This window comes from Pelagimonas sp. (assembly GCF_050633425.1).
Classification (GTDB): domain Bacteria; phylum Pseudomonadota; class Alphaproteobacteria; order Rhodobacterales; family Rhodobacteraceae; genus Pelagimonas.
Map to the genome: position 1 here is coordinate 319917 of NZ_JBOEGM010000012.1, position 24003 is coordinate 343919.

At 55.3% G+C, this 24003-nt stretch carries 22 protein-coding genes and 1 tRNA gene; 14 read left to right on the top strand and 9 right to left on the bottom strand.

All coding sequences use genetic code 11. From position 1 onward, the window contains the following. Positions 1-46: 46 nt before the first annotated feature. The 3 genes from ACRBB0_RS10725 to ACRBB0_RS10735 form a co-directional block, all read right to left on the bottom strand. A complete protein-coding gene (locus ACRBB0_RS10725) occupies positions 47-4129 on the bottom strand; it encodes an Ig-like domain-containing protein (protein WP_431374425.1) in 4083 nt (1360 codons plus the stop codon). 191 nt (positions 4130-4320) lie between these two features. Beyond that, positions 4321-5412 carry a Gfo/Idh/MocA family protein gene (locus ACRBB0_RS10730; protein ID WP_431374426.1) on the bottom strand — a complete coding sequence of 364 codons (1092 nt, stop codon included), beginning with the start codon at positions 5410-5412 and terminating at the stop codon, positions 4321-4323. Positions 5413-5425: 13 nt separating this feature from the next. Continuing rightward, positions 5426-6127, bottom strand: coding sequence for a GntR family transcriptional regulator (locus ACRBB0_RS10735; protein WP_431374427.1), 702 nt, complete (start codon positions 6125-6127; stop codon positions 5426-5428). Between the two features lie 85 nt (positions 6128-6212). Here ACRBB0_RS10735 and ACRBB0_RS10740 point away from each other — a divergent pair, with 85 nt between their 5' ends. The 4 genes from ACRBB0_RS10740 to ACRBB0_RS10755 all read left to right on the top strand — a co-directional run bounded on the left by ACRBB0_RS10740 (position 6213) and on the right by ACRBB0_RS10755 (position 10393). Next, positions 6213-7367 (top strand): LLM class flavin-dependent oxidoreductase, encoded by a 1155-nt coding sequence (locus ACRBB0_RS10740; RefSeq protein WP_431374428.1) that lies wholly within the window; start codon positions 6213-6215, stop codon positions 7365-7367. A 112-nt stretch (positions 7368-7479) separates the two neighbouring features. After that, positions 7480-8367: an aldo/keto reductase gene (locus ACRBB0_RS10745; RefSeq protein ID WP_431374429.1), complete on the top strand. Its 888-nt coding sequence runs from the start codon at positions 7480-7482 to the stop codon at positions 8365-8367. A 25-nt stretch (positions 8368-8392) separates the two neighbouring features. Then, positions 8393-8890 carry a flavin reductase family protein gene (locus ACRBB0_RS10750; RefSeq protein ID WP_431374430.1) on the top strand — a complete coding sequence of 166 codons (498 nt, stop codon included), beginning with the start codon at positions 8393-8395 and terminating at the stop codon, positions 8888-8890. A 183-nt stretch (positions 8891-9073) separates the two neighbouring features. Continuing rightward, complete coding sequence (locus ACRBB0_RS10755; protein ID WP_431374431.1) at positions 9074-10393, top strand: cytochrome-c peroxidase; 1320 nt, start codon at positions 9074-9076, stop codon at positions 10391-10393. Positions 10394-10409: 16 nt separating this feature from the next. Here ACRBB0_RS10755 and ACRBB0_RS10760 read toward each other — a convergent pair whose 3' ends face one another. From ACRBB0_RS10760 to ACRBB0_RS10780, 5 genes are all read right to left on the bottom strand, one after another. Then, positions 10410-10871: an NUDIX hydrolase gene (locus ACRBB0_RS10760; protein ID WP_431374432.1), complete on the bottom strand. Its 462-nt coding sequence runs from the start codon at positions 10869-10871 to the stop codon at positions 10410-10412. Positions 10872-11142: 271 nt separating this feature from the next. Continuing rightward, a tRNA-Arg gene (locus tag ACRBB0_RS10765) sits at positions 11143-11219 on the bottom strand. A 56-nt stretch (positions 11220-11275) separates the two neighbouring features. After that, positions 11276-12658, bottom strand: a complete 1383-nt coding sequence (locus ACRBB0_RS10770; protein ID WP_431374433.1) for a sensor histidine kinase — start codon at positions 12656-12658, stop codon at positions 11276-11278. Positions 12659-12664: 6 nt separating this feature from the next. Continuing rightward, positions 12665-14083, bottom strand: a complete 1419-nt coding sequence (locus tag ACRBB0_RS10775; protein ID WP_431374434.1) for a dihydrolipoyl dehydrogenase family protein — start codon at positions 14081-14083, stop codon at positions 12665-12667. 2 nt (positions 14084-14085) lie between these two features. Then, positions 14086-14817 carry a TVP38/TMEM64 family protein gene (locus ACRBB0_RS10780; RefSeq protein ID WP_431374506.1) on the bottom strand — a complete coding sequence of 244 codons (732 nt, stop codon included), beginning with the start codon at positions 14815-14817 and terminating at the stop codon, positions 14086-14088. Between the two features lie 287 nt (positions 14818-15104). Between ACRBB0_RS10780 and rpmH the strand changes: the two genes are divergently transcribed. The 3 genes from rpmH to yidD are packed head-to-tail and all read left to right on the top strand — an operon-like array spanning position 15105 to position 15888. Then, on the top strand, positions 15105-15239 hold the full coding sequence (gene rpmH, locus ACRBB0_RS10785; RefSeq protein ID WP_431374435.1) for a 50S ribosomal protein L34: 135 nt from the start codon (positions 15105-15107) through the stop codon (positions 15237-15239). A 17-nt stretch (positions 15240-15256) separates the two neighbouring features. Beyond that, positions 15257-15655, top strand: coding sequence for a ribonuclease P protein component (rnpA, locus tag ACRBB0_RS10790; protein WP_431374436.1), 399 nt, complete (start codon positions 15257-15259; stop codon positions 15653-15655). Continuing rightward, positions 15652-15888 (top strand): membrane protein insertion efficiency factor YidD, encoded by a 237-nt coding sequence (yidD, locus tag ACRBB0_RS10795; protein WP_431374437.1) that lies wholly within the window; start codon positions 15652-15654, stop codon positions 15886-15888. The genes rnpA and yidD overlap by 4 nt, the downstream gene beginning before the upstream one ends. A 7-nt stretch (positions 15889-15895) precedes the next feature. On the opposite strand, the gene ACRBB0_RS10800 is transcribed toward yidD, so the two are convergent. Next, positions 15896-16393 carry a plastocyanin/azurin family copper-binding protein gene (locus ACRBB0_RS10800; RefSeq protein WP_431374438.1) on the bottom strand — a complete coding sequence of 166 codons (498 nt, stop codon included), beginning with the start codon at positions 16391-16393 and terminating at the stop codon, positions 15896-15898. 134 nt (positions 16394-16527) lie between these two features. Between ACRBB0_RS10800 and ttcA the strand changes: the two genes are divergently transcribed. From ttcA to ACRBB0_RS10835, 7 genes are all read left to right on the top strand, one after another. Further along, positions 16528-17388 (top strand): tRNA 2-thiocytidine(32) synthetase TtcA, encoded by an 861-nt coding sequence (gene ttcA, locus ACRBB0_RS10805; RefSeq protein ID WP_431374439.1) that lies wholly within the window; start codon positions 16528-16530, stop codon positions 17386-17388. A 73-nt stretch (positions 17389-17461) separates the two neighbouring features. Then, positions 17462-19009 (top strand): putative bifunctional diguanylate cyclase/phosphodiesterase, encoded by a 1548-nt coding sequence (locus tag ACRBB0_RS10810; RefSeq protein ID WP_431374440.1) that lies wholly within the window; start codon positions 17462-17464, stop codon positions 19007-19009. 184 nt (positions 19010-19193) lie between these two features. Beyond that, a complete protein-coding gene (yidC, locus tag ACRBB0_RS10815; protein WP_431374441.1) occupies positions 19194-21011 on the top strand; it encodes a membrane protein insertase YidC in 1818 nt (605 codons plus the stop codon). Next, entirely contained in the window at positions 21008-21751 is a 744-nt protein-coding gene (locus ACRBB0_RS10820; RefSeq protein ID WP_431374442.1) for an MOSC domain-containing protein, read from the top strand. The genes yidC and ACRBB0_RS10820 overlap by 4 nt, the downstream gene beginning before the upstream one ends. Then, complete coding sequence (gene yihA, locus ACRBB0_RS10825; RefSeq protein WP_431374443.1) at positions 21748-22404, top strand: ribosome biogenesis GTP-binding protein YihA/YsxC; 657 nt, start codon at positions 21748-21750, stop codon at positions 22402-22404. Before ACRBB0_RS10820 ends, yihA begins: the two co-directional genes overlap by 4 nt. Positions 22405-22460: 56 nt before the next feature. Further along, positions 22461-23348 (top strand): acetylglutamate kinase, encoded by an 888-nt coding sequence (argB, locus tag ACRBB0_RS10830; RefSeq protein WP_431374444.1) that lies wholly within the window; start codon positions 22461-22463, stop codon positions 23346-23348. After that, positions 23345-24001: a ferredoxin gene (locus ACRBB0_RS10835; RefSeq protein WP_431374445.1), complete on the top strand. Its 657-nt coding sequence runs from the start codon at positions 23345-23347 to the stop codon at positions 23999-24001. The genes argB and ACRBB0_RS10835 overlap by 4 nt, the downstream gene beginning before the upstream one ends. Positions 24002-24003: the final 2 nt, after the last annotated feature.

Here is a 24003-nt window from a genome sequence, read left to right on the forward strand (position 1 = left end):
GATCTGGGGCCCGGTTCAGCCGGGCCTCCAGACGTTTTACTGGTACTTAAACGACGCCAGTCGACACATTGGTGATGTCGTCGTCAATCAACAGAGTTGCATCCCCCAGGGTGAAGACATTGTATGTCTCGCCGCCTTCGGTATGCGTGCCAGAGGCCTGCGCCCCGGTGATCGTCACGCTGTCATCAACCCCACCATGCACCACAAGGGTATCGGTGTTGGAGGACAGAGCTGTTAGTTGATCTTCGGTGATCGTCAGGTGGCTGTCTTCGGCAAACTGCAGATCAATCGTTTCAATGTTGAAGCTCGACAATGTCGAGGCCAAGGCATCGGTCATCGTCACTTCGGACGTCGCCAGATCATCGGTCACCAGATATGAGCTCGACACGTTGCCAGCGGCATCTGTCGAAGTCAGAACCAGTTGCGACCCATCCGGCACAGCGTCTGCAAAGCTGTGGAAGGTCAAATCCAACGCATCCACATCGACCTGGCTTTCCAAGGCAACATCGACAACTGTCGGCGCGGCTCCTTCGGCCCCAAGAACACGTCCGATTTCAACGTCATTTTCGCTGATCTCGGTTCGGATCTGATCGACGCCTTCGTGGTTCCGGCCATAGCCTTCCCACGCCAATTCATTTGGCGCTTCGGTGTCAACATTGATCGTTTCGGTCACGGAGCGTGTGTTGCCAGCTGGGTCAGTCGCGTCGATTGTCGCGGTCTGAGGACCAGTGCCGGGGAGGATTGAACTCGGTGGAATATCCACAGTCCAATTGCCGCTCGCGTCAACGGTGGCTGTATGCTGGACACCGCCAAAGGTGACAATAACGGAAGACCCGATTTCGACCTGACCCGACATTGCAAACCCTTGCGCGGCTTCTGCGGCATTGACCACATCATCGCTTGTGGTTGGCGCTGCGGACACGTCCAAGGTGTTAACAACAGTGTCGATGTCAAAGCTTGTGGTGGTCTCGTCGGTGTTGCCCGCCGCGTCTGTTGTTTTGATCAGCGCGGTTTGGTCGGCGTGCTCGCCTGCCGGAATTTCGCTGGCAGTGAAATCAACGCTCCAATTGCCGCTTGAATCAACGGTTGCGACGCGGCTCACGCCGTTAAACACCACAGTTACCGAACCGCCGGGCTCGGTTGTACCCGCCAAAGAAAAGCCGTTAGATGCTTCGTCGGCATTGATGACATTGTCGCCTTCAACCGGGTTCACACTCACGCCAAAGTTCAGAACTTCGGTATCAACCTCAACGCTATCTGTCCGTGTCAGCGTGTTGCCAGCGCTGTCGGTGATTGTCGCTGTGATGTCAGCCGTATATGTGCCTGCCGCAATTTCGCTGGCTGCGAAGGGAGCGGTCCAGATGCCGCTGGCATCGGTTTGCACCGTGTGAGTAACACCGTTCATGGTCACATCAACCGATTGGAATGGTGTTGATGTCCCAGTCAGGACAACACCGTCCGATGCTTCGGCAAAGTTCACCAGATCATCGCCTTCGACAGGAGCCGGGGAGATGGTCAAAAGACCCGCATCGGTATCCAGACGAACTTGTTGAGTGATCGTGTCAGAGTTGCCAGCCAGATCGGTCGACACGGCGGTCATGGTCACGGTCTGCTCGCCGCTTGGCAATTGTGCTGCGGTAAAGGTCGCCGACCAGCTGCCATTTGCGGCAACTGTCGCCGGAACTGTCACACCACCCAAGGTCACCTGAACGGTGCCGCCTGGTTCTGTTGTGCCGGTCATGGTCAGCCCTTGTGAGGCTTCTTGGGCGTTGATCACACCATCTGCACCGCCAGGTGTTGAGGTGAAGTCAAAGTTGCGCACCAAAGTATCGACATCCACTGCGCCCGTCGCGGTCGCTGTGTTGCCTGCCATATCCGTCGCAACCGCAGTTACGTCCAACGTGGTCTCGCCTGTTGGAATGTCCGAAGCTGCAAAGTTTGCGGTCCAGCTGCCATTTGCGCCAACCACAGCCGAGTGGGTAACCCCGCCCATAGTGACTTGCACCGACGCGCCAGGCTCGGCCTGACCTGTCAGAACAACGCCATCTGCATGCTCAGCCGCGTTAACAACACCGTCGCCTTCGACGTTGTCTGTAACCACAGACACGTTGGTTTCGGTGTCGATGTTGATCGAGCCAGAAGCCGTTGCCACGTTGCCCGCCGCGTCTGTTGAAACAGCCGTCACGTCCAGAGTTGTGGTCCCCGTTGGCACATTGGCCGCAGGGATTGTCACGCTCCAACCGCCAGATGCATCTACAACCGTGTTGAGAACCGTACCGCCTACGGTCACGGCGATGGCTGCGCCAGCCTCACCAACACCGTTCAGAACAACGCCATCAGCGCGTTCAACTGCGTTGACGGTCCCGTCACCTTCAACACTTCCAGTCGCAATCGCGACGTCGTTTTGCGTGTCGATATTGATGCCACCAGACGCGGTCGAAATGTTACCGGCCAAATCGGTCGATGTCACAGACACGTCCGCGACGGTTGTCCCGGCAGGCAAGAAGCCCGCACCAATATCAACCGACCAAGACCCGTCATCGCCAACTGTTGTTGTCCAGGTGTTGCCGTCAATTGCGACTTCAATCGAAGCCCCGGCTTCGCCCGTACCGCCAACTGTCACCGTGCCGCCATGCTCAACAGCATTCACAGTGCCGTCAATCGCGACACTGGATGTGTCCACGGTCACGCCGGCTTCGGTGTCGACATTAAACGAATGCGACATGGTCACAACGTTGCCTGACAGATCGGTGGAAACGATTTGAGCAGTGGTGCTGTAGGTGCCTTCGGCCAGCATTGTGCTATCGAACGTCACGCTCCAATTGCCATCGCCATCGGCGGTGACCGTCTGGGTTTGACCTTCGATTGTTACGTCAATGGAAGAACCAGCTTGGCTGGTGCCCGTCAGGGTGACACCGGCGGCATAGTCGCCAGCGTTGATCAAATCGTCGCCAGTCAAAGGACCATTGGTCAACGTGATTTCGTTGATGGTATCGATTTGAATTTGTTCATTAATGACGGTCGAGTTACCAAAACCATCCATTGCCGTGATCACAACATCCTGTGTGTATTCACCTGCAGGCAGAACCAATCCGTCAAACGTAAAGGTCCATGTCCCTTCGTCACCAACGGTTACCGTCTCGGTGTATTCGCCGATTGTGACGGTCAACGTTGACCCTGCTTCCGCAGTTCCCGAAAGCTCAACGCCGTCGGAATGATCTTCACCGTTAAACAGATCGCCAAGCGATACAGTCCCCTCGGTGACTTCAAGAGCCGGAGGCGTGGTGTCGATTTCAAACGAAGGACCATCCAAATCGGTGACGTCCCCATTTGGGTTTGTCACAGAAACTGGAATATCGGTATAGACGCCGTCGTCGGGGAAATCTTCGCCCTCAAACACAGCTTCCCAAGTGCCATCGTCATCAATTTCGGTGGTGACCACTTCATCGCCGATCGTGACAACCACGTCCGATCCAGGTTCGCCTGTCCCCGTGATTGTGATCGATGGATCGTCGCCGCCGCCAATGTCAAAGCTGCCATCTGGATCGTCAACAGTCGGAACAATCGGACCGCTTCCGCCGCCTCCATCTCCGCCACCGCCAACAGCACCAACCAAAGCTGCCGCGCCCAGACCAGCGGCTCCAAGGCCACCCATTCCAACGCCCGCTGCGCCGAGCAAACCTGCGCCAAGCATAGACACTTCTTCGCCGTCGGGATCATATGGCAAGGTGCCATCCAGCGCGACCTGAGGATCATCGACAAAGATCAACTCATCGGTCGGGCTCCATTTGCCCCATGTCTCTGTCGGACCATATTGCGCAAATAATGCGCCGCCGTCCGCTTCGACAAAACTCACTTGGTTCAGTTCACCGCCTGAACTCAGGAACAGCCTGCTTTCGGCACCATCGTCCGAAAAATACCCCTCAAGAACGATAACCCGGCCATCGGCCAAGGTGATCAACAGATCATCTGCAGCGCGGTCATACCCGCGCAGCTCAGATCTACTTAAGTTAAGGGAAATGTCCTGCCCGCCTTGGGCGTTGACAAGGAAATCCTCATCTCCACCACCAACAGAACCACGCTCAATCGCACCCGAACGGGTACGCACCACGAAATCGATCGCGCTCATGATAACACCGCTTTACCTCTGTGTGGCCGGTTTTTTTTGTGGCCACTTATTTTGCTCTGCCCCGCTTTTAACGCAATTTCGTGAAACGCGCTAGACGGAATATTGGAGAGGTAGCAAAATCTTGGGGTTAAGCAACGAATCAGCACGAATTAGGCCACAAATTGTGGCAAAAAGGCGGCATCTTCCTTATCTCAAAGGTTAATAACTGCCCCGGTCGTTGCCGATTTTTGCGCTGCGTGCCCGATACGAACAGCCCAAGCCCCATCATCAAGGGTCACTTCAACAGGTTTTTCACCACGCACCACCGCGAGAAAATTCTGGTGCTGATAAAATGTTGACCCGTTGTGATCGCCCGCCTCGAGCAACGCTTCCTCAACAGGAATATCAAGCGAGACCGGCCCTTTGGGGGCACGTGGGCTTACGATGACTTGTGACGTAGGTGGCGCGCCTAAATCTTCAGGCCAAAACCGCCCCGGACCCGGCACCAAGGCTTCAATTTTGCCCTGGGGGCCTACGGCAGACAGCTCTTCTTGAAAGCGTGATCCATCAGCGAACATGCACAGTTCAAGCATCGCGCGCGCGCCGTTCGCAAAATCTACGATGACATAGCCATTGTCCCAAATATCAGGAGCCTGGCCATCATAGGATTCATCCAGATGGTTCACCGACTGCCCAGCGCTCGCCATCACTCGTACCGGATCAGATCCAAGCGCCACACGCATCAAATCAAAGAAGTGACAGCATTTTTCAACAAGCGTCCCGCCCGTTTTGACATTAAAGCGGTTCCAATCACCCACTTTGGGCAAGAAGGGAAAGCGATGTTCACGGATGGTGAGCATCTTCACCCCGCCTGTTGCGCCCTGGAGTTCCTGCAGAAACTTGGCCACCGGCGGCATATACCGGTATTCCATCGCAACCCAGATCGGCGCAGGGTACTTATCCTTGATCGCCTCGATCCGCTCTGCGTCTTTAGGGTCCGTATATAATGGCTTCTCCATCAAGAGCGGCAACGGCCGGGTCAGCGCGATTTCTTCGAGCTGCTCAACATGAAGGTAGTTGGGGCTAACAACCAACAAACAATCTAGGGTCTCATCCGCCAGCAGCTCCTGAACGGTTCCGTAGAACACAGCCTCAGGCGCGGTCGCCTTGGACTTAGCGGCCATGCCCGCATCCGGCTCAAAAATAGCATGCACCCGCGCGCCATCAAGCAGCGCGATATTGCGCAAATGTTCCTGCCCCATCATGCCGCAGCCAATGACACCGTAGTTGATGATCTTAGTCATAGTTATCCCAGTCTTATTTCAGTCGCGACACGTAGGTGGCCACGTTTGTATCTATCCAGCCGCGCGAAACTTCGGCGCGGTTTCCGTCCGTTGCAAGGCTGACACGGGTCGCCAACACCGTCGGCGTCCCCGCCGCAAGCCCATATTCTGGTGGGGTCCAGTCCGGCACAGCCGCGACCGTAAACCGATCTTCCGCCGATGTAATCCAGAGACCAAGCTTTTCGCGATAGTACAGGTAGAGCGATTCAGACAAATCTGACGCTGTTACCTCATCAGCATAAGCCGCATCCAACCAAATTTCCTCGACCACCGCTGGTTTGCCATTCAGGCGACGCAACCTTCGAATCCGATGCGCCTCGTCGCTCTCTCCGAATGCGGGCAAGTCATCTGGTTTGATCACTCGATCAACCGACAGCAATTCCGCCGTTGGCAAACCGCCCCCCTCAAGCAGCTCTACCCGAAAGAAGGTGTAGACAGATTGCACATCACTTTGGCGGCGCACATAGTTCCCCGACCCTTGAATGCGTTCAAGCATGCCCTTTTTTGTCAGGTCAGCCAAAGACTTGCGCAATGTCCCGACAGAAGTTCCAAGCTGCAAAGCATAGTCGCGTTCGGGCGGCAATCGTTCGCCTTCGGCCAGGCGACCAGCATTGATTTCTCGGATCAGCATTTCGCTAATCTGCAGGTAAAGCGGCAGGGAATGGCGGTCTCTCATCGTCTCAAATTCCAAAATTGATCCACCATTGATTTACCCAATATCGAGTGCTACGCAAGTGAAAATGCATGGGAGGTGCACCTAAATGACAATCGTACCCATTACGTCGCGCGACCTGGACGCAGTCGAAGTTTCCTGGTTCGCCGCGCTTTGCTCAGACGACTACGAATTCCTTGGTGTGCCGGATGGCAAACTGCGGTCAAGTTGGTCACATTGTTCAAACCTCGTCAAAGAAGCCGAGGCACAAGGATTTCGCAACATCCTGTGCCCGTCGTCTTATCAAGTTGGTCAGGACACGCTCAGCTTTGTCGCCGGTTGCGCACCGATCACCGACAAGATCAACATGCTGGCTGCAGTCCGTTGCGGTGAGATGCAGCCGATCATGCTAGCCCGGACCATCGCGACTCTTGATCACATGCTGGAGGGCCGCCTGACCGTCAACATCATTTCCTCGGATTTCCCCGGTGAAAAGGACGAGAGCAAATTTCGCTATCAACGGTCACGCGAAGTGGTCGAAATTCTGAAAAAGGCCTGGACGCAGGACAAGATCGTTCATCAGGGCCAAGTATACAACTTCTCTGACTTGGGCATTGATCCTGTTGTGCCATACCAAACAGGTGGACCGCTGCTGTATTTCGGCGGTTATAGCCCCGACGCGCTCGATCTTTGTGGTGAGCATTGTGACGTCTACCTGATGTGGCCGGAACCCAAAGAACAGCTCGCCGAGCGTATGAAAGCCGTAAATGCCGTGGCTGAAAAATTCGGCCGCACCTTGGATTACGGTCTGCGGGTCCATTGCATCGTTCGTGACACCGAAGCCGAAGCCCGCGAATACGCCCAGCATATCATGTCGAAACTGGACGATGACACGGGCACAGAAATCCGGGATCGCGCATTGGATTCCACCTCTCTTGGTGTGTCGCATCAGGCCAAAAACCGGGATCTGGCCGACATGGAGGGCTTTGTTGAGCCAAACCTGTGGACAGGTATTGGACGGGCGCGTTCTGGCTGTGGTGCCGCTTTGGTAGGGTCAACCGATCAAGTTTTGAGCAAGCTGGAAGACTATCAGAGGATGGGCATGCGTGCCTTTATCTTGTCGGGCTATCCTCACATGGCTGAATGCAAGCATTTTGGTCAAAAGGTGCTGCCACAAATGAAAACCTGCTCGCTGCCACATGCCTATGGTCGCGTCCCAAGTGACGCGCCGCACACACCTCTGGCGGCCGGCATGCGCCGCTAAACACACACCGGCATCGCGCCCTGTTGTACCCAGCAGGGCAAAGCGATATCGGGCATATACGTTTCGAAGAAACACGACCAATGACTGCCGCTTTGGCATGACGGAGACCAAAATGGACCGTATCAAACTTAACGACACGCTAGAGATGAGCCGCCTAGTCTATGGCATGTGGCGCATTGGCGACGACACAGACACCAGCATCGCGCATATCCAAAACAAGGTCTCCGCCTGTCTTGATCAGGGCATCACAACCATGGATCAAGCCGATATCTATGGCGGCTACGCGGCCGAGGAAATTCTTGGCAACGCCCTAACGCCTGAACTGCGCAACCAAATCGAGATTGTCACCAAATGTGATATCGTCGCGCCTATGGGCCGCTATGCTGATGTGTCGGTAAAGTATTATGACACCAGCCGCGCCCATATCTTCGCCTCGGTTGAGCATTCCTTGCGCCTGATGAAGATCGACCACATTGATCTCTTGCTCATCCATCGACCTGATCCATTGATGGACCACAATGAGACCGGTGCGGCACTGGATGAAGTTGTCGCAAGCGGCAAAGCCCGCGCCGTTGGCGTTTCCAACTTCCGCCCCTATGATTGGGATTTGCTGCAGTCTGGTATGAAAACCAAGCTGGTCACCAACCAAATCGAAATGAGCCTCATGTGCCACACGCCGTTTACGAACGGTGATCTCGCGCATTTGCAACGTCTTGGGGTTCCCCCTATGGCCTGGTCCCCGCTAGGAGGGGGCGCATTGTTTCACAGCAGCAATACTGGTCTGCGGGAGAAACTGACTAAGATCGGAGCCGCACAAGGCGTTGACGAGGCCGCCGTCGCCGTGGCGTGGCTTTTGGCACACCCTGCCAGCATTCTGCCGGTCCTGGGCACCAACAATCTGGACCGGATCAAGCAGATCGGTGATGCTGCCAAGGTAGAGATGGACCGTCAAACGTGGTTTGCGCTTTATACCGAAGCGCTTGGCCACGAAGTCGCCTAAGCCAAAGAGAGCAAAAGACGTGACGATGCAAACGACCCGCTTTGACCCAGCCCAATCAGACCCGCGCGCCTTTCGGGATGCGCTTGGGCGGTTTGCGACCGGGATAACCGTGATCACCTGTGCGACCCCAACAGGGCCAATCGGAATTACGGCGAACAGTTTTGCCAGCGTGTCCTTGGATCCGGCCCTTGTCCTGTGGTCGCCAGCCAAAAATTCGTCACGCTACCCGTTTTTTATGGCGGCTGAGCATTTCGCCATTCACGTCATTGCCGATGACCAACAAGGTATTTGCCAAGGCTTCGCCCGCGCAGGTGATGCCTTTGGGGGCATAGATTGGAAGACAAGCCCGCGTGGCGTGCCCCTGATCAACCACTGCTTGTCACGGTTTGAATGCAAAACACATGCCACTCATGACGGCGGAGATCATTCGATTGTTGTCGGCCAAGTGATTGAGGTTGAGACCAGAACGGGCGCGCCATTGATGTTCTTTGGAGGGCAATACGGCGCGTTCGATCCCCTATAACGCGATTCGACCATTACCTATGAAATTCGCGACAATAGCCGCAATTCAGGTGGAATTGTTGACTTTTAGCATGAGTAACCCTTTGCCAAACAAGTAATATTTACCCCACTTGCCAGCTCACAAAACTTTGGACACTCTGTAGAAATTACGAGATAACATTTTTGTGATCAACCGGGGTGCCCCATGCGGACTCTTATTAAGCACTTGGCGTCGACCATCGCCACCAGCCTTGTTTTCATCAGCCCTATTGCCGGGCAGGCTGCTGCCGACACCATGACCAAGACCGACTTTATCAATTTTGACCCAAAGCAGGCTGGGCTAGGCCAGCTGCTGTTTTACGACAAAGTCCTGTCGGGAAATCAAAACATCAGCTGCGGCACCTGTCATCACCACACTCTGGGCGGCACCGACGGGATTAGCCTCGGTATTGGCGAGGGCGGCGTAGGGCTTGGCCCCAATCGCACACCCGGCGAAGGTGTCACGAAAATCTCAGCACGGATACCACGCAATGCCCCGGCGCTTTGGAACCTTGGGCACCGCGATGTTCGCACACTGTTTCACGATGGCCGGGTTGAAAGAACCGATGCCAAGGGCGCGCGTTTTGACACCCCGGCCAAGGCAAGGTTACCGCATGGCCTCAACTCCATCCTCGCGGCCCAAGCGTTGTTTCCCATGAGCTCCGACGCCGAAATGGCCGGTCTGCCATCCGAAAACCCAGTTGGCGCGGCTTTCCATGAACGGATCGACAAGGGCTGGGCGGCAGTGACAGACCGCATCCGCGATATACCGGGATATGAAGCAGAATTCGTTGCGGCCTTTCCTCATGTGACCTCAGCCGGCGATATCACCATTGTTGAAATCGCCAATGCACTGGCCGCCTTCATCGGCACCGAATGGCAAAGCTTTGACAGCCCCTACGATGCCTATCTGACCGCTGGAACGCCCCTGCCCGAAGCAGCTGAGCGGGGCCGCCAGCTCTTCTTTGAGGACGCAGGTTGCGCGCAATGTCACAATGGACCGCTGTTTTCCGACCAGGAATTCCATTCCGTCGGCGTTCCCGCCTTTGGGCCGGGCCGCGTTGACGGGTTGCGTGACATTGGCCGGATGGAAACCACCGGCGATCCAGATGACGCGTATAAATTTCGCACCCCGTCGTTGCGAAACATCGCCCTTACGGGGCCTTATGGGCACAACGGGGCGTTTCCAACCCTAAACGCCATGATCCGCCACATGGCAAATCCCGAAGGATCAAATGCCAATTGGCAACCGGACATGGCGGGCTTGCCGCGGATTGCCTGGCTGCAAAACGCTGATTTCAAAATAGTAAGCGATCAGGACGAAACCGCGCGCATTTTGGCAAGCCTTGATGTCGGGAAAGTAACGCTCAGCGACGGTGACATTGCTGACCTAGAAGCCTTCTTGAACGCGCTAACCGGGGAAACAGCCCTCAATCTGCCGATGGGACGACCCGAGACTGTTCCAAGTGGTTTGCCCATCGACTAAGGGCAGGACCCCAAGGTTAAGACGCTTTTTTAAGCAACTCGCGGATAACAGGCTGTTTGCGTGGCTTGCGCTCCAGCGACTGCAGCATTTGCGCCAGCTTTTTTTCACGCACCCGGCGGGCGGCGGCTTTGGGTGAAAACCATTTGCGTGTCCGCTGCTTGCGTTCTTTCCAGTCGGGTTTCAGCTTATCGACAATCATCGGATAAACACGCACAACACATGGCAACGCTTTTCCGCTGTCCAAGATCTTGTCGTACTTATAAGTCCCGATCATTTCACGGCTGATACGCCCCTTGATCCCCGCCTCTTCCAGCGCCTCGATCGAGGCCGCTTTCCAGGGCTTGGTATTGTCCATTTCCCAACCTTTGGGAACAATCCAGCGCCCGGTCCCACGTGAGGTGACCATCAAAACTTTCAGGTTGCCCTTTTTATCCCAACGCATGGGCAAAGCGGCAATCTGCTCACCTTTCTTGGCCATTTGTCTCTCATCCTCATCCGCGCGCGCCGTATATAGCGCTTAGACTTCAGAATTTGTAGACCGAAAGGCTGGAAATTTCGAAGATCACACTTCAGTCGCCACTATGTTTAGCGCCCCACTAGGGCCTTGCTACTGAATATAGCGCTAACTGGCATCCATTTTTCCATTCTCGAAACAAAAATGTCATAAAAGTTTCACGTCATAAACATCATTAAAGGACGCGCAAAATCACCGTCCCCACGGGGAGAAAACTTTCTAAGTTTTGGTGAAGTGGCGGACCGAGGAGGATTCGAACCCCCGACCCCCTGATTCGTAGTCAGGTACTCTATCCAGCTGAGCTATCGGTCCGTGAGGGCTGGATTTAGAGTTAGTCGGGCAGGAGCGCAAGAGGCAATTTCAACTTTTTACGTCAATTTTCCCATTGGCAGGCGAATGGTGAAAACTGTGCCGCTCTCATCGCTGCTCTCAAGGCTCAATTCACCCCCATGTCCCCGGATCAGCTCAGACACGATGGCAAGGCCGAGACCTGAGCCGCCTTTGCGCACCCCGCCTTGGAATGCCTGAAATAAATGTTCCTTGGCCTTGGGCGGAAGACCTGGCCCCGTGTCCGAGACCCGAATGATCCAATCACTGTCCATTGCTATCGCTTGAACCGCAATTTCGCCGGGCTGACCGCTCGCAATTATGGCCTGACGGGCATTGCGGACCAAATTGCCCACCGCGCGATAGAGTTGCTCAGGATCGCCGCGCACCATCATCCCGGCCGGAATATCTTCGGACACACTGATTTCGTTTTCGCCAATGGCAAGACGTTCGGCATCAATCACCTCACACACCAGCGCTGCCAAATTGAAATGCGTCAGGCTTGGGGCTGGCTCTTCAGCGCGACCAAAAGCCAAGGTGTTTTCACACAAGGTGACAGCCCGCGTGATAGAATTCACCAATTTGGGGGCCATGCGTTTGACAATCGGGTCTTCGGACATCTCAATCCGATCTGTAAACAACTGCGCCGCCGTCAGGATATTGCGAAGGTCATGGCTAACCCGCGCGACAGCGCCGCCCAGCTGCGCCAAGCGATCCTTTTGCTTGAGCGCATGTGTGAGCTGAGTTTGCAGGCTGTGCAGAGCATCCTCCGCCTCGCGTAACTCACGCACACTGGCCGACGGATCAATGATCTGGCGGGCATCTTCGGGAGCCGCTGAATAGGACTTCATATGCCCCACAACACCTTTGATCGGCTTGACCAACAAGACACGAACGGCAAGGAACAGCAAAAACGCCGTGATAACCGAGATCACGGCCGACAGGACCAGAATATTCAGCCCATAATCGATCATCGCATCGCGAAGCCCATCGGTCTCCATGGTGATTTCGATCTGCTGGCCCGCGTCCAACGACGGGTTGCCAATCACCCGGATCACCTCAGGATCAGGTTCCGCCAGCCGCATCATTGCATCTCGTATCAACGGCATAGGCCGCGCGCCGCGCAAGTCAAAGCTGGCGGTGATTTCAGCGGGCATTGGCGACGACAGCATCAATTCGCTGACCTCATCACGCCGCAGCGCCACGTTAAAGACACCGGCGTTTTTCAACAGCTCGGCTTCAAGCTCTTCGGACAGCATATCATCCGCCAAAAGCGCAAGGGACGCGATCTGCGCCCTCTCAAGCCGGGTGATCAGATAATCTTCGCGGAATCGCGCGACCGACGGGACAAAGATCATAACCTCGGCCAACATCACAAAGACGGTGGTCAAGATAAGGAAACGGCCTGAGAGAGAATTCAGCATCAGTTGTTACGGCAGCCAGCGTTGCACAAATCGGACGACCTTTTTGACGGTGTCATTTTCGAACAATCTAGGTGAGAAATACGCCCCTGCCACCCGCTTGTTCATTTCGGCCACGGTTGGATAGGGCGCGACCATGTTCGACACTGCGCTCATTTTGAGCCCATTGGCAATGGCAAGCGACCAAGTGGCGATCAACTCGCCCGCCTGATAACCGGCAATGGAAGCGCCAATCGGTTTGCCCTTCACCACCATAACCTTGATCAACCCTTTGGTCTTTCGTTCAGCAATGGCGCGGTCATTATGGTGGTAGTGGAAGCGCGCGACCTCAAGCTTGTCACCGTATTCCTCACGCGCCTGCGCTTCGGTCAGACCGACCTGGGACAGCTCGGGTTGGGTATAGGTCGCCCACGGAATATGTTTGGTGCTGGCTTTGGCAGGCAGACCAAACAAAGCCGAACGGATAATAATGCCCGCATGATACCCGGCAACATGGGTGAATTGCAGCCCGCCCGCCGCGTCACCGATGGCATAGACCTTCTTATTGGTCGTGCGCAGGCTATCATCCACCTTGATACCCGTCCGGGTCGTTTCGATTCCCGCCTTATCCAGCCCCAGCTTGTCGACATTGGCCTTACGACCCACTGCCATCAAAAGATGCGTGCCCTTAAAGACCCGGCCATCCTGGACCTCAACTTCGATCGCGCCCGCTTTGCCACGAATTTCCTTGGCCAATGCATCTTCGGCGATCTCAATGCCTTCGCCCCGCAGGTTCTCCAAGACGATCTCGGCCATTTCTGGGTCATCCTTGCCCAGCGCCTTCATCCCTTCGATCACAGTCACCTCAGAACCAAGCCGCCGATGTGCCTGCGCCATCTCCATCCCAATGGGCCCACCGCCGATGACCAGAAGGTGCGCGGGCTTGTCACGCAATTCCCAAAGCGTTTCATTGGTCAGAAACGGCACGCTATCCAAACCGGGAATCGGTGGCACAAAGGGCGATGACCCTGTCGAAACCACAACGCGACGCGCTTGGATCCGATAGGGGCCGGCCTCAACTTCGCTGGGGGAAATAAAGCGCCCATATTCTCGGATCACCCGCACACCAAAGCTTTCGAACCGCTCTTGGCTGTCGACAGGTTCAATCGTAGCGATCACGTCGTTCACGTGATCTTTGGCAGCGGCGTAATCAACGTCCGGCACCACATTGGCCACACCGAAATCCTGTGCATGGGTCATTTCAAACGCGGCCTTGCCGCTGGCGATCAGCGCCTTGGACGGCACGCAGCCGTAATTCAGGCAATCGCCGCCCATCTTGTGCCCTTCAAGAAGGACAACATCCGCCCCCATCTGAGCAGCGCCCGCCGCCGTTGACAGCCCGCCAGACCCGGCTCCGATGATCAATAAATCAGTTTTAATCGTTTCCATAATCACAGGTCCTTTTTGCCGCGAACGGCCTTGATAACGATGGGCAAGGCAGACAGGGCAGCCAAGCCAAGGATGGGCCCAATGATATGTGGCTCAAAGATAATGCCGAGATCGGGGGTTTCGCCGCGGGCAAAGACTTCGCCCAGACCGGCACCAACCGATGTATAAACCACCGTTCCGGGGATGATGCCCAAGAAGGTTGAGACAAAAAAGCGGTACAAAGGCACTTCAAGGAACGCCGGAATAAGATTGGCGAGGAAGAAAGGAACCGCAGGAACCAGCCGAATCAGAAATAACATCGACCACTGGTTTTCGTCGATTCCGTCTTTGATCTGCTTTACCTTACCCTCCGAATTCTCAAGCTTGGCCCCCAAACGTGCGCCCAGCCCCCAGCGCGCCGCAAGAAAGATGACCGTGGCCCCAATGGTGGCCGCCATGACATTGACCATCGACCCGGTCAGCGTGCCAAACAAGAACCCACCGGTCAGCGTCGCGGCCGATGCTCCGGGCAGTGAAAATGCAACAATGGCAACATAGGCGACCATAAAGATGCCAAGTGTCAGCACAAAATGACTATCCCGGAATGCCAATAAAGCCTCGCGATTGTCACGCAGCGCTTCAAAGCTCAGATAATCACGCAATGTAACCGCCCCAATAAGCGCGACCGCGGCGATTCCAATCAAAGGGAGATATCTTCTAAAGGTGTTTGGGGGCGTTTGCGTCATGTCGCTCATATCTTTGGGGCTTTCTGTTGTCGCGGTTATGCAGCAAACATGCGCACGAATGACAGCCAACAACAGCATCCTCACATCCCGTTGATCGAGAGTTATCGCCAACGTGAGAATTCGCAGTTAATATTGCCAGACTGAAACATTCAAAGGCCAATTTCGGGTTAAAATGTTGCAACAACATCCCGATTGGCGTTTGACATACCCCCATGACCTGCCTATAGCACGGACTTCAATTAGCACTGGTCTGGCGAATCCGCGCCCCATAGACCAAGGATATCGGAGTAGCCGCTATGAAACGTACTTTTCAGCCGTCGAACCTCGTTCGCAAGCGCCGTCACGGTTTCCGTTCGCGCATGGCCACCAAAGCTGGCCGCAAGATTATTAACGCCCGTCGTGCACGTGGCCGCAAGAGCCTGAGCGCGTAACTCCCGGCGCTTCGCATATGGCGAAGCTCGATGAGCGACTTCAAAAGGCCGCCTCGGTTGATCCGCAGGCGGCTCTTTTGCCATTTGTCGTGCTCACCAAACGTAGCGATTTCCTAAAAGCGGCGCGTGCCAAACGTGCCCCCTGCCCAGCGTTTCTGGTGCAGGCCCGAAAGCGTTCAGAGGGTGAGGCCGATGGGATTCGGGTCGGTTACACCTGCTCCAAAAAGGTCGGCAATGCCGTGGCCCGCAACCGCGCCAAGCGCCGTTTGCGCGAGATTGCCCGTGCAGTTTTGCCCAGCGATGGCCGCGATGGTTATGACTATGTTTTGATTGGGCGGGCTGAAAAGACCGCGACCCATGATATTCTCGCTATGCAGGCCGACCTACAGCGCGCCCTTCGCAAGTTGCATACATGACACCGCTAGCCCATATCGCAGCCCTGCCCGTCCGCGCCTATCGCCTGTTATTCTCGCCTTGGGTTGGTCATGGCTGCCGTTATCATCCGACGTGTTCGGCCTACGCCCTCGAAGCGCTTGAAAAACATGGCGGCATCAAGGGCACTTGGCTGACGATCAAACGCATTGGCCGCTGTCAGCCTTGGGGCGGCAGCGGTATTGATAATGTCCCGCCCTCCAAAGACGAAGAGTGACCCAGTTTTAGCGGCGATCTAAATGCTCTTGCCAGATCGCCAAAAACGCTGCCTTTTCGCGCGGTCGGGCTTTCATCGTCGAGACAGGCTCTTCAATGCTAGCAACCTCAGACACATCGCCAACAATCACCAACATAGCCATCCCATATTGGCCATGTCGTTTGCAGCGAAACCCAAAAACACCGGCTTGATCAAACCGAACTTCGGCGCGTTTCTGATTTGAAATCGCCACCAGCTCTTTGCCTTCGGGCCACAGCGGCACAGCAGAATGCACCGTATGTTCACCACGACTGTTTAAAAAGACAACGGCGTCGCCGGGGTCCAGATAGACAATCGCCGGATCAAACCGAAACATACCCGTGGCCGCGGTCGCGCTGGGGTCGGTGATTTGCGTGATCTCTATATTATGGCCCGCATCCATGTCAGCCATGTCAACGATCTTGTCTTTCGCCTGTGCGCCACTGGCAAACAACGCCACGCATAGAATCATCATGAAACGCTGCATATCCGCCCTCTTTGATCTGAGTGTTTCAATCGGGTTTAGGTGCAATTCCCGATGCCCAACTTGATCTGACCCCGAAAAACCAGAATCAGCCGCAGAATTCTTGCACCAGCCGCACAAAGCGCTAAACAACGCCCATGTTTGACAATGCCGATGATATTCACCCGCTCTTTTACGGTGCCCCCAAAAGCACCGAGTTCAAGAAACTGCGCAAGCGCATCGTCCAGAACGTGCGCGAGGCGATTGATCAATATGGCATGATCGAAGACGGGGCCAAATGGCTGGTTTGTCTGTCCGGGGGCAAAGACAGCTACACCCTTTTGGCGATATTGCACGAGCTGAAATGGCGCGGGTTGTTGCCGGTCGAACTCGTTGCCTGCAATCTGGATCAGGGGCAGCCGGGCTTTCCCGCTACGGTTCTGCCTGAATTCCTTGAGAAAATGGGCGTCCCGCACAGGATTGAATACCAAGACACCTATTCGATTGTGATGGATAAAATCCCGCAGGGCCGCACCTTTTGCGCCCTGTGTTCACGTCTCCGGCGCGGCAATCTGTATAGGATCGCGCGCGAAGAAGGCTGCTCGGCGGTGGTTCTGGGCCATCATCGCGATGATATTCTCGAAACGTTCTTTATGAACCTGTTTCACGGCGGGCGTTTGGCGACCATGCCGCCCAAGCTGCTCAACGAAGAGGGCGATGTTTTTGTCTACAGGCCGCTTGCTCATGTGGCCGAAGCGGATTGCGAACGATTCGCCACCGCGATGAATTACCCCATTATTCCTTGCGATCTATGTGGTTCACAGGATGGACTACAACGCCAACAGGTTAAAAAAATCCTTGATGGCTGGGAGAAAAACAGCCCCGGACGCCGCAATGTAATGTTCAAAGCCCTTATGAACATACGTCCTTCGCACATGTTAGACCCCAAACTCTTTGATTTCGCGGGTTTGATGCGTGAATCCGCCAATCAGGCAGAAGTAGAGAATTCGAACGAATAGTTGGTCACGCGTTAAGGGCCGAGTTACGGATTGCGTCTAGCTTCCCAGTGTAAGACTCGGGAAAGGATACGCAATGAAGGCGGCCCTCAGCGCTCAATTCGACAAAATGCGTTTGGTTCTACATCGTGGATTAAACGGTCCTCAGGCATTGGCATTTCTGCCTGCGCTTGCCTTGGCTGCCTTTTGGCTCGGGGGTGAAACCTTTTTGATAGGCGTCGCTCTTGGCTTGCCTGCCATAATCCTTTTGACAGGCAATTTTTCGGTGCCGAACACCAGCGCCAACGAAACGGCCGCATTTTCGGACGTCGTCAATTCGATAACCGCCAATAAGATGGCCGACGCATCCCTATCCCAGGCCCGCGCCGTAAGTTTGGCCTCAGCCTGTATTTTGGTCGAAGTCGATGGGTTGGATGAAATCGCGCAACGCGGTGGCGATTCGGCCGCAGAATCCATGCGCGATCTTACATTGAACCGCCTGCGCAACACGTTGCGCCGCGATGACCGCGCCGTTCGGATGAGCGACAGTCGTTTTCTTATACTACTGGCTCCGTCGATTCGCTTGGACCTCGAAGCGCTGTTGCAACTCGCCACGCGCCTGCAAACATCGGTTGAAGAACCCGCATCCCTCGAAAGCTCCATGCGCTACCTCTCAGCCTCTATCGGCTTTTGCGGAAGCCCTAGGCTGCCTGACGAAGCCACTGGAACGCAAATGCTTGAAGCAACTCAAGTGGCACTGAACGAAGCGATTAAAAACGGCCCCTCAGCTATTCGGGCATGGTCTGAAAACATGCGCGCAGCGCATAAGGAGCAGCAAAACCTGCGAACCGAGGTGGATCGCGCACTTGCAAATGGTCAAATTCAACCTTGGTTCCAGCCGCAGATCTGCACTTCCACCGGCAATATCAGCGGTGTTGAGGCTTTGGCCCGCTGGATCCATCCTGAACGCGGCATCGTCCCTCCCGCGCAATTCCTACGCGTGTTAGAAGACGCAGGCCGTATGGAACGCTTGGGCGAAGTGATTTTACAACATAGCCTAACCGCTCTGCGCAGTTGGGACCAAGCCGGGTTGGATATCCCACGTGTGAGCGTCAACTTCTCCGATTCCGAACTGCGCGAACCAAATCTTGTGCAAAAAATCCAATGGGAGCTCGACCGCTTCGGGCTAACTCCACCCCGTTTGGGAATCGAAGTTCTGGAAACAGTCATCGCAGGGTCACCCGAAGGAATCGTTGCTCGCAACATCGTCCAACTCGGTGAACTTGGATGCCACATAGATCTTGATGATTTTGGCACAGGCCACGCCTCGATTACCGCCTTACGCAAATTCAAAGTGCATAGGCTGAAAATCGACCGCAGTTTTGTCACCCGCGTCGACAGAGACGAAGATCAGCACCGCATGCTGGCCGCAGTTCTCGGGATGGCTGATCGCTTGGGCTTGGAAACTCTGGCCGAGGGTGTCGAAAGCGTTGGTGAACATGCCTTACTTTCGCAACTCGGATGTGATCATGTTCAGGGATTTGGCATCGCAAGGCCAATGCCCGCAGACCAGTTGGTCGATTGGACCAAGGAGCACGCAAGCCGAATTGAAGGCGCTCAACGGCTTGGGCGTGGCGCAAGTTAAACCGACCAGTCATACCTAACAGCGGCTCACCCAATCAAACACTCAGGCAAAAGCAGGGGCAAATGCGCCGGTAAATACGCGGGATTGCGCAGTATCCGGCCTGAAACAGCGAATCCACTTGACCTTTGGGGCGCGGAGCGGTTGAACGCTCCGGTGACTTAGAACGGATAAGGCAGCGCCCCCTATGGACGAGCAAAACAAGAACCTGTTTCTTGCAACCGCACTCAGCTTTGTAGTTATTTTGGTTTGGTTTGTCCTGTTTCCTCCTCCCGAGGAACCGCCAGTTGACCCCAATGCTCCCGTCATTGCCGAAGGCGACGTGCCGACGAATAACGACTTAGCAGCAGCTCCAACTGCTGCCCCCGGCAGCGCCCCCGCACAAACAGCGGAAAGCGCCGACACCGTCGAATCTCCTCGTGTTTCGTTGAATACAGATCGCCTAGAGGGTTCTATCTCTCTGATCGGTGGCCGGATTGATGACCTGCGCCTCAAAGATTACCGCGTAACGAATGACGATGATTCTGACATTGTCCAAATGCTGGACCCGGCGGGAAGCGAAAACCCATATTACGCACTGTACGGATGGGCACCGGGAGCCGGTCTCACCTTGGATGATGTGCCTGGCGCAAACACCCAGTGGCAAGTCGAGACCGGCGACACTCTGACCCAATCATCTCCCATTATTCTGCGCTGGGATAGCCCGGCAGGACTGACTTTCCGCCGGACAATCGCAATCGACCAAGACTACATGTTTTCGATCAACCAATCGGTCGAAAACAATGCAGACGCAGCCGTCTCGCTTGCGCCCTACGGTATTCTGGCCCGCAAAGGTGAACCGACCGATCTGAAAAACTTCTTCGTTCTACACGAAGGTGTCGTTGCGATGGCGGATGGCACGCTTTCGGAAATTGACTATGGCGATATGCCCGATTTCAACATCGTTCCAAGCGAAGGTGCACGAGCCGAAGTTACACAGGTTACTGAAAACGGCTGGATCGGCTTTACCGACCATTATTGGATGGCCACACTGATCCCCGAGCCCGGCACAGCCTATAAGCAGGTCGCCAAATATGATGATCGTCGCGACATTTACCAAACGGAAACCGTACTGACGACAATCCAAGTCGCTCCTGGTGAATCGCAAAACGCAAACACCCAACTGTTTGCTGGTGCCAAAGAATGGGAAACCATTCGCGAGTATGAAAACGGTGGCGTTCAAGGTTTCCTTGATTCGATTGATTGGGGTTGGTTCTTCTTCCTGACCAAACCGATTTTTGAAGTTCTGCATTGGTTGAACGCAGCCATCGGCAATATGGGCTGGGCGATCATTGGCCTGACCCTTGGGATCAAAGCGTTGCTCTTCCCGTTGGCCTATAAGTCATACGTTTCGATGGCCAAGATGAAAGAGCTTCAACCAGAGATGGAGAAGATCAAGGAGCGCACTGGCGATGATCGCGAGAAACTCCAGAAAGAGATGATGGCGCTCTACAAAAAGGAAAAGGTAAATCCTGCCGCAGGTTGTTTGCCGATCCTCTTGCAGATCCCGATTTTCTTCTCTCTTTACAAGGTGATCTTCGTTACGCTTGAGCTTCGTCACGCCGCGTTCTTTGGCCCTTTCCAAGATCTCTCAGCCCCGGATCCTACTTCGCTCTTTAACCTGTTCGGTGTATTCCCTTGGGCCTCACCCGAACCGGGTTCGATCATGGCTCTGGTCTTCATCGGTATTTTGCCATTGCTGCTCGGCATTTCCATGTGGCTACAACAAAAACTGAACCCGGCACCCACGGATCCAACTCAAGCGATGATCTTCGCATGGATGCCATGGGTCTTCATGTTCATGTTGGGTAGTTTTGCAAGCGGGCTTGTGGTGTATTGGATCGCGAACAACACGATCACTTTCACACAGCAGTACCTGATCATGCGCAGCCAAGGCTTCAAGCCAGACATTCTGGGCAACATCAAGGGCAGCTTCAAAAAAGCCACCAAGCCCGAGGAAAAATGACCCTAACCCTTGCTGAAATCTGGCGGTTCCCAATCAAAAGCCATGGTTGGGAGCCGCTTTCGTTTGCGGAGCTGACTGTTGGGAAAACCCTGCCGTGGGATCGCGCGTGGGCCGTTGCGCATGAGGCATCTGATGCCGATGGCAGCAAATGGGTGCCATGTAGCCAGTTTTCGCGCGGTGCCAAAGCCCCTGGTTTGGCGGCTATTTCTGCCAAATTGAACGAAAACACTGGCCAAGTGACCCTTTCCCACCCAGAACGTGACGACCTGACCTTCTCCCCTGACACCGAGGGGGAAAAGCTCATCGCTTGGGCCGGCGGTTTCATTCCTGAAAATCGTGCGCAATCTTCTTACGTCGTGCGTGGGCAAGATTTAGGTTTCACCGACTGTCATTTCCAATCCATAACTTTGGGCAACGCATCATCGCATCGCGCCGTTGAACAGCGCGTTGGACACCCCTTGTCGATCCATCGCTGGCGCTGCAATCTTTGGATTGATGGCATGGCCCCGTGGGAAGAGTTCGATTGGGTGGGCCATCAGGTTCAAATCGGCGAAGCAATTCTAGAGGTGGTTGAGCGCACAGAGCGCTGTCTGGCCACACATAACAACCCCGAAACCGGACACCGTGACGACAATATTCTTGGGGCCTTGGACAGCTGGGGACATCGCGATTTCTCCGTCCAGACCAGGGTTGTTCAATCCGGCCAAATCCGGCAGGGCGATAAGGTACAAAGACTGTGACAGACCAACTTCCCTTCCCTCTCGTAGATGAACCCGAAGCTAATGTGATCGAGGCCGCGCGCGTTTTATTTGCGGGCGAAGTCGAGTTCCTCAAAGGTGTCGTCGCCATGGATGGCTTGCCGCCGGATGACCGCGCCGAAGTGTGTTTCGCTGGGCGCTCAAACGTCGGAAAATCCAGCCTGATCAATGCGCTCACCGGGCGCAAGGGCATTGCCCGGGCGTCCAACACCCCCGGCCGAACCCAGGAAATCAACTACTTCACGCTCGCGCAGGATCATTACCTCGTCGATTTGCCCGGCTACGGCTTTGCCAACGCACCGGTTGCAGTTGTCGCCAAATGGCAGAATCTGCTCAAGAATTATCTCGCTGGACGAGCCAGCTTGCGGCGGGCCTTTGTTCTGGTTGATTTCCGCCATGGCGTGAAGCCCGTCGACGAAGAAATCATGACTCTGCTCGACCGGTCCGCCGTGACGTTTCAGGTGGTTTTGACCAAAGCCGACAAAGTCAAAGACAAGGATTACGATAAAACCTTGGCGCAGGTCCGCAGCGCTTTGTCCAAGCATCCCGCCGCTTACCCCGAATTGGTGCTCACCAGCAGCGAAAAAGGCGACGGGATCGCAACTTTGCGCGCTATCATTGCCGGACTGGCCTAGTATTCAGTGGCAAGACTTGGCAAAACCAATGCCAGCCTGACGCTTTAGGACAGATCATGAGAACGCAGAATATGACCAGCAACTGGATTGAAACCGCCCGCACTCTTTCCGAAGCCCTGCCATATCTGCAACGATATACCGGCGCGGTTGTGGTGGTGAAATTTGGCGGCAATGCCATGGGTGATGACGAGGCCATGGCGCAATTTGCCCGTGACATCGTATTGATGCGCCAAGTGGGGGTGAACCCCGTTGTTGTGCATGGCGGTGGCCCGATGATCAACGATCTGCTGGGCCGTTTGAACATCGAATCACATTTTGTTCGCGGCAAGCGGGTGACCGACGCGGCCACCGTTGAAGTGGTTGAAATGGTCCTGACCGGTCAGGTTAACAAACGGATCGTCCAAGCCATTATGGGCGAAGGTGGTCGCGCTGTTGGTCTGTCTGGCAAAGACGATAATCTCATGGTTTGCGAACCTGACGACCCGGAATTGGGCTTTGTTGGCCGCCCCACCGAAATGAACGCGCAGGTCTTGCAAGACCTGTTCGCCGCCGGAATTATCCCGGTTGTGGCCCCCGTCGGCACCGGTGCCGACGGCCAAGACACGTATAATGTCAACGGCGACACTGCGGCGGGTGCTATTGCAGGTGCGCTCAAGGCCGATCGCCTGTTGCTCTTGACCGATGTTGCCGGGGTCAAAGATGCTTCTGGCGAAGTTGTCACCGAAATGACCCCAGCCGACGTGCGCCGTATGACCGAAGAGGGCGTGATCGCAGGTGGCATGATCCCCAAGACCGAAACCGCGCTCAAGGCCATTGATCAAGGTGTGCGCGGCGTGGTCATCATCGACGGCCGCACAGAAAACGCGTGTTTGCTTGAACTGTTCACCGAACATGGCTCCGGCTCGATGATCCGCCCGGCTGATCTTCCCCCTTTGGCGGAATGACATCTCTGGATGAGCTGAACCAACAGGCAAGGTCACGAGGCCTTGCCATTCGCGGTGTTGTCCATCCAAATCGAGACGAGACCTTGCCTGCCGGGACTAAATCCGTAGTTCTGTTAGGCCCGGATGAGCCACAATTTTGGGGTATTTTCACCCAATCGCCTGAATTTAAAGATGGTCATCACAACCCCATGGACCGCTGGTCCAAGCGTGTTGCGACACCTCTTGCTGAACAGTGGAACGGGCATGCGCTTTTCCCCTCTGACGGACCTCCCTACCCACCGTTTCTTGGCTGGGCTGCCGGCACTGGCGCTACTTGGACGTCGCCGGTTGAGTTGCTGGTGCACGTCGATGCGGGTCTGTTCATCAGCTATCGCTGCGCTTTGGCCTTACCGGTCAAATTGCACAGCACCAAGCAATCAGACAAACCTTGCCTAGCCTGCAAGCAACCCTGCAAAACCGCCTGCCCCGTCAAAGCCATCGCACCCGGCCAACCTTATGATGTTGTGCGCTGTAAATCCCATATGCGAAGCCCCCAAGGGGCGGATTGCCGCGAAAACGGCTGTTTGGTACGACGCGCCTGCCCGGTTGCGATAAATTTCCGCCGAATATCTGAACAGTCCGCTTTCCACATGGCTGCGTTTCTGAAAAACTGACG

Bases quoted from the DNA above. Each gene is read 5' to 3' on its own strand.
- ACRBB0_RS10725 (WP_431374425.1), bottom strand. From the start codon at position 4,129: ATGAGCGCGATCGATTTCGTGGTGCGTACCCGTTCGGGTGCGATTGAG.
- ACRBB0_RS10730 (WP_431374426.1), bottom strand. From the start codon at position 5,412: ATGACTAAGATCATCAACTACGGTGTCATTGGCTGCGGCATGATGGGG.
- ACRBB0_RS10735 (WP_431374427.1), bottom strand. From the start codon at position 6,127: ATGAGAGACCGCCATTCCCTGCCGCTTTACCTGCAGATTAGCGAAATG.
- ACRBB0_RS10740 (WP_431374428.1), top strand. From the start codon at position 6,213: ATGACAATCGTACCCATTACGTCGCGCGACCTGGACGCAGTCGAAGTT.
- ACRBB0_RS10745 (WP_431374429.1), top strand. From the start codon at position 7,480: ATGGACCGTATCAAACTTAACGACACGCTAGAGATGAGCCGCCTAGTC.
- ACRBB0_RS10750 (WP_431374430.1), top strand. From the start codon at position 8,393: ATGCAAACGACCCGCTTTGACCCAGCCCAATCAGACCCGCGCGCCTTT.
- ACRBB0_RS10755 (WP_431374431.1), top strand. From the start codon at position 9,074: ATGCGGACTCTTATTAAGCACTTGGCGTCGACCATCGCCACCAGCCTT.
- ACRBB0_RS10760 (WP_431374432.1), bottom strand. From the start codon at position 10,871: ATGGCCAAGAAAGGTGAGCAGATTGCCGCTTTGCCCATGCGTTGGGAT.
- ACRBB0_RS10770 (WP_431374433.1), bottom strand. From the start codon at position 12,658: ATGCTGAATTCTCTCTCAGGCCGTTTCCTTATCTTGACCACCGTCTTT.
- ACRBB0_RS10775 (WP_431374434.1), bottom strand. From the start codon at position 14,083: ATGGAAACGATTAAAACTGATTTATTGATCATCGGAGCCGGGTCTGGC.
- ACRBB0_RS10780 (WP_431374506.1), bottom strand. From the start codon at position 14,817: ATGAGCGACATGACGCAAACGCCCCCAAACACCTTTAGAAGATATCTC.
- rpmH (WP_431374435.1), top strand. From the start codon at position 15,105: ATGAAACGTACTTTTCAGCCGTCGAACCTCGTTCGCAAGCGCCGTCAC.
- rnpA (WP_431374436.1), top strand. From the start codon at position 15,257: ATGGCGAAGCTCGATGAGCGACTTCAAAAGGCCGCCTCGGTTGATCCG.
- yidD (WP_431374437.1), top strand. From the start codon at position 15,652: ATGACACCGCTAGCCCATATCGCAGCCCTGCCCGTCCGCGCCTATCGC.
- ACRBB0_RS10800 (WP_431374438.1), bottom strand. From the start codon at position 16,393: ATGCAGCGTTTCATGATGATTCTATGCGTGGCGTTGTTTGCCAGTGGC.
- ttcA (WP_431374439.1), top strand. From the start codon at position 16,528: ATGTTTGACAATGCCGATGATATTCACCCGCTCTTTTACGGTGCCCCC.
- ACRBB0_RS10810 (WP_431374440.1), top strand. From the start codon at position 17,462: ATGAAGGCGGCCCTCAGCGCTCAATTCGACAAAATGCGTTTGGTTCTA.
- yidC (WP_431374441.1), top strand. From the start codon at position 19,194: ATGGACGAGCAAAACAAGAACCTGTTTCTTGCAACCGCACTCAGCTTT.
- ACRBB0_RS10820 (WP_431374442.1), top strand. From the start codon at position 21,008: ATGACCCTAACCCTTGCTGAAATCTGGCGGTTCCCAATCAAAAGCCAT.
- argB (WP_431374444.1), top strand. From the start codon at position 22,461: ATGAGAACGCAGAATATGACCAGCAACTGGATTGAAACCGCCCGCACT.
- ACRBB0_RS10835 (WP_431374445.1), top strand. From the start codon at position 23,345: ATGACATCTCTGGATGAGCTGAACCAACAGGCAAGGTCACGAGGCCTT.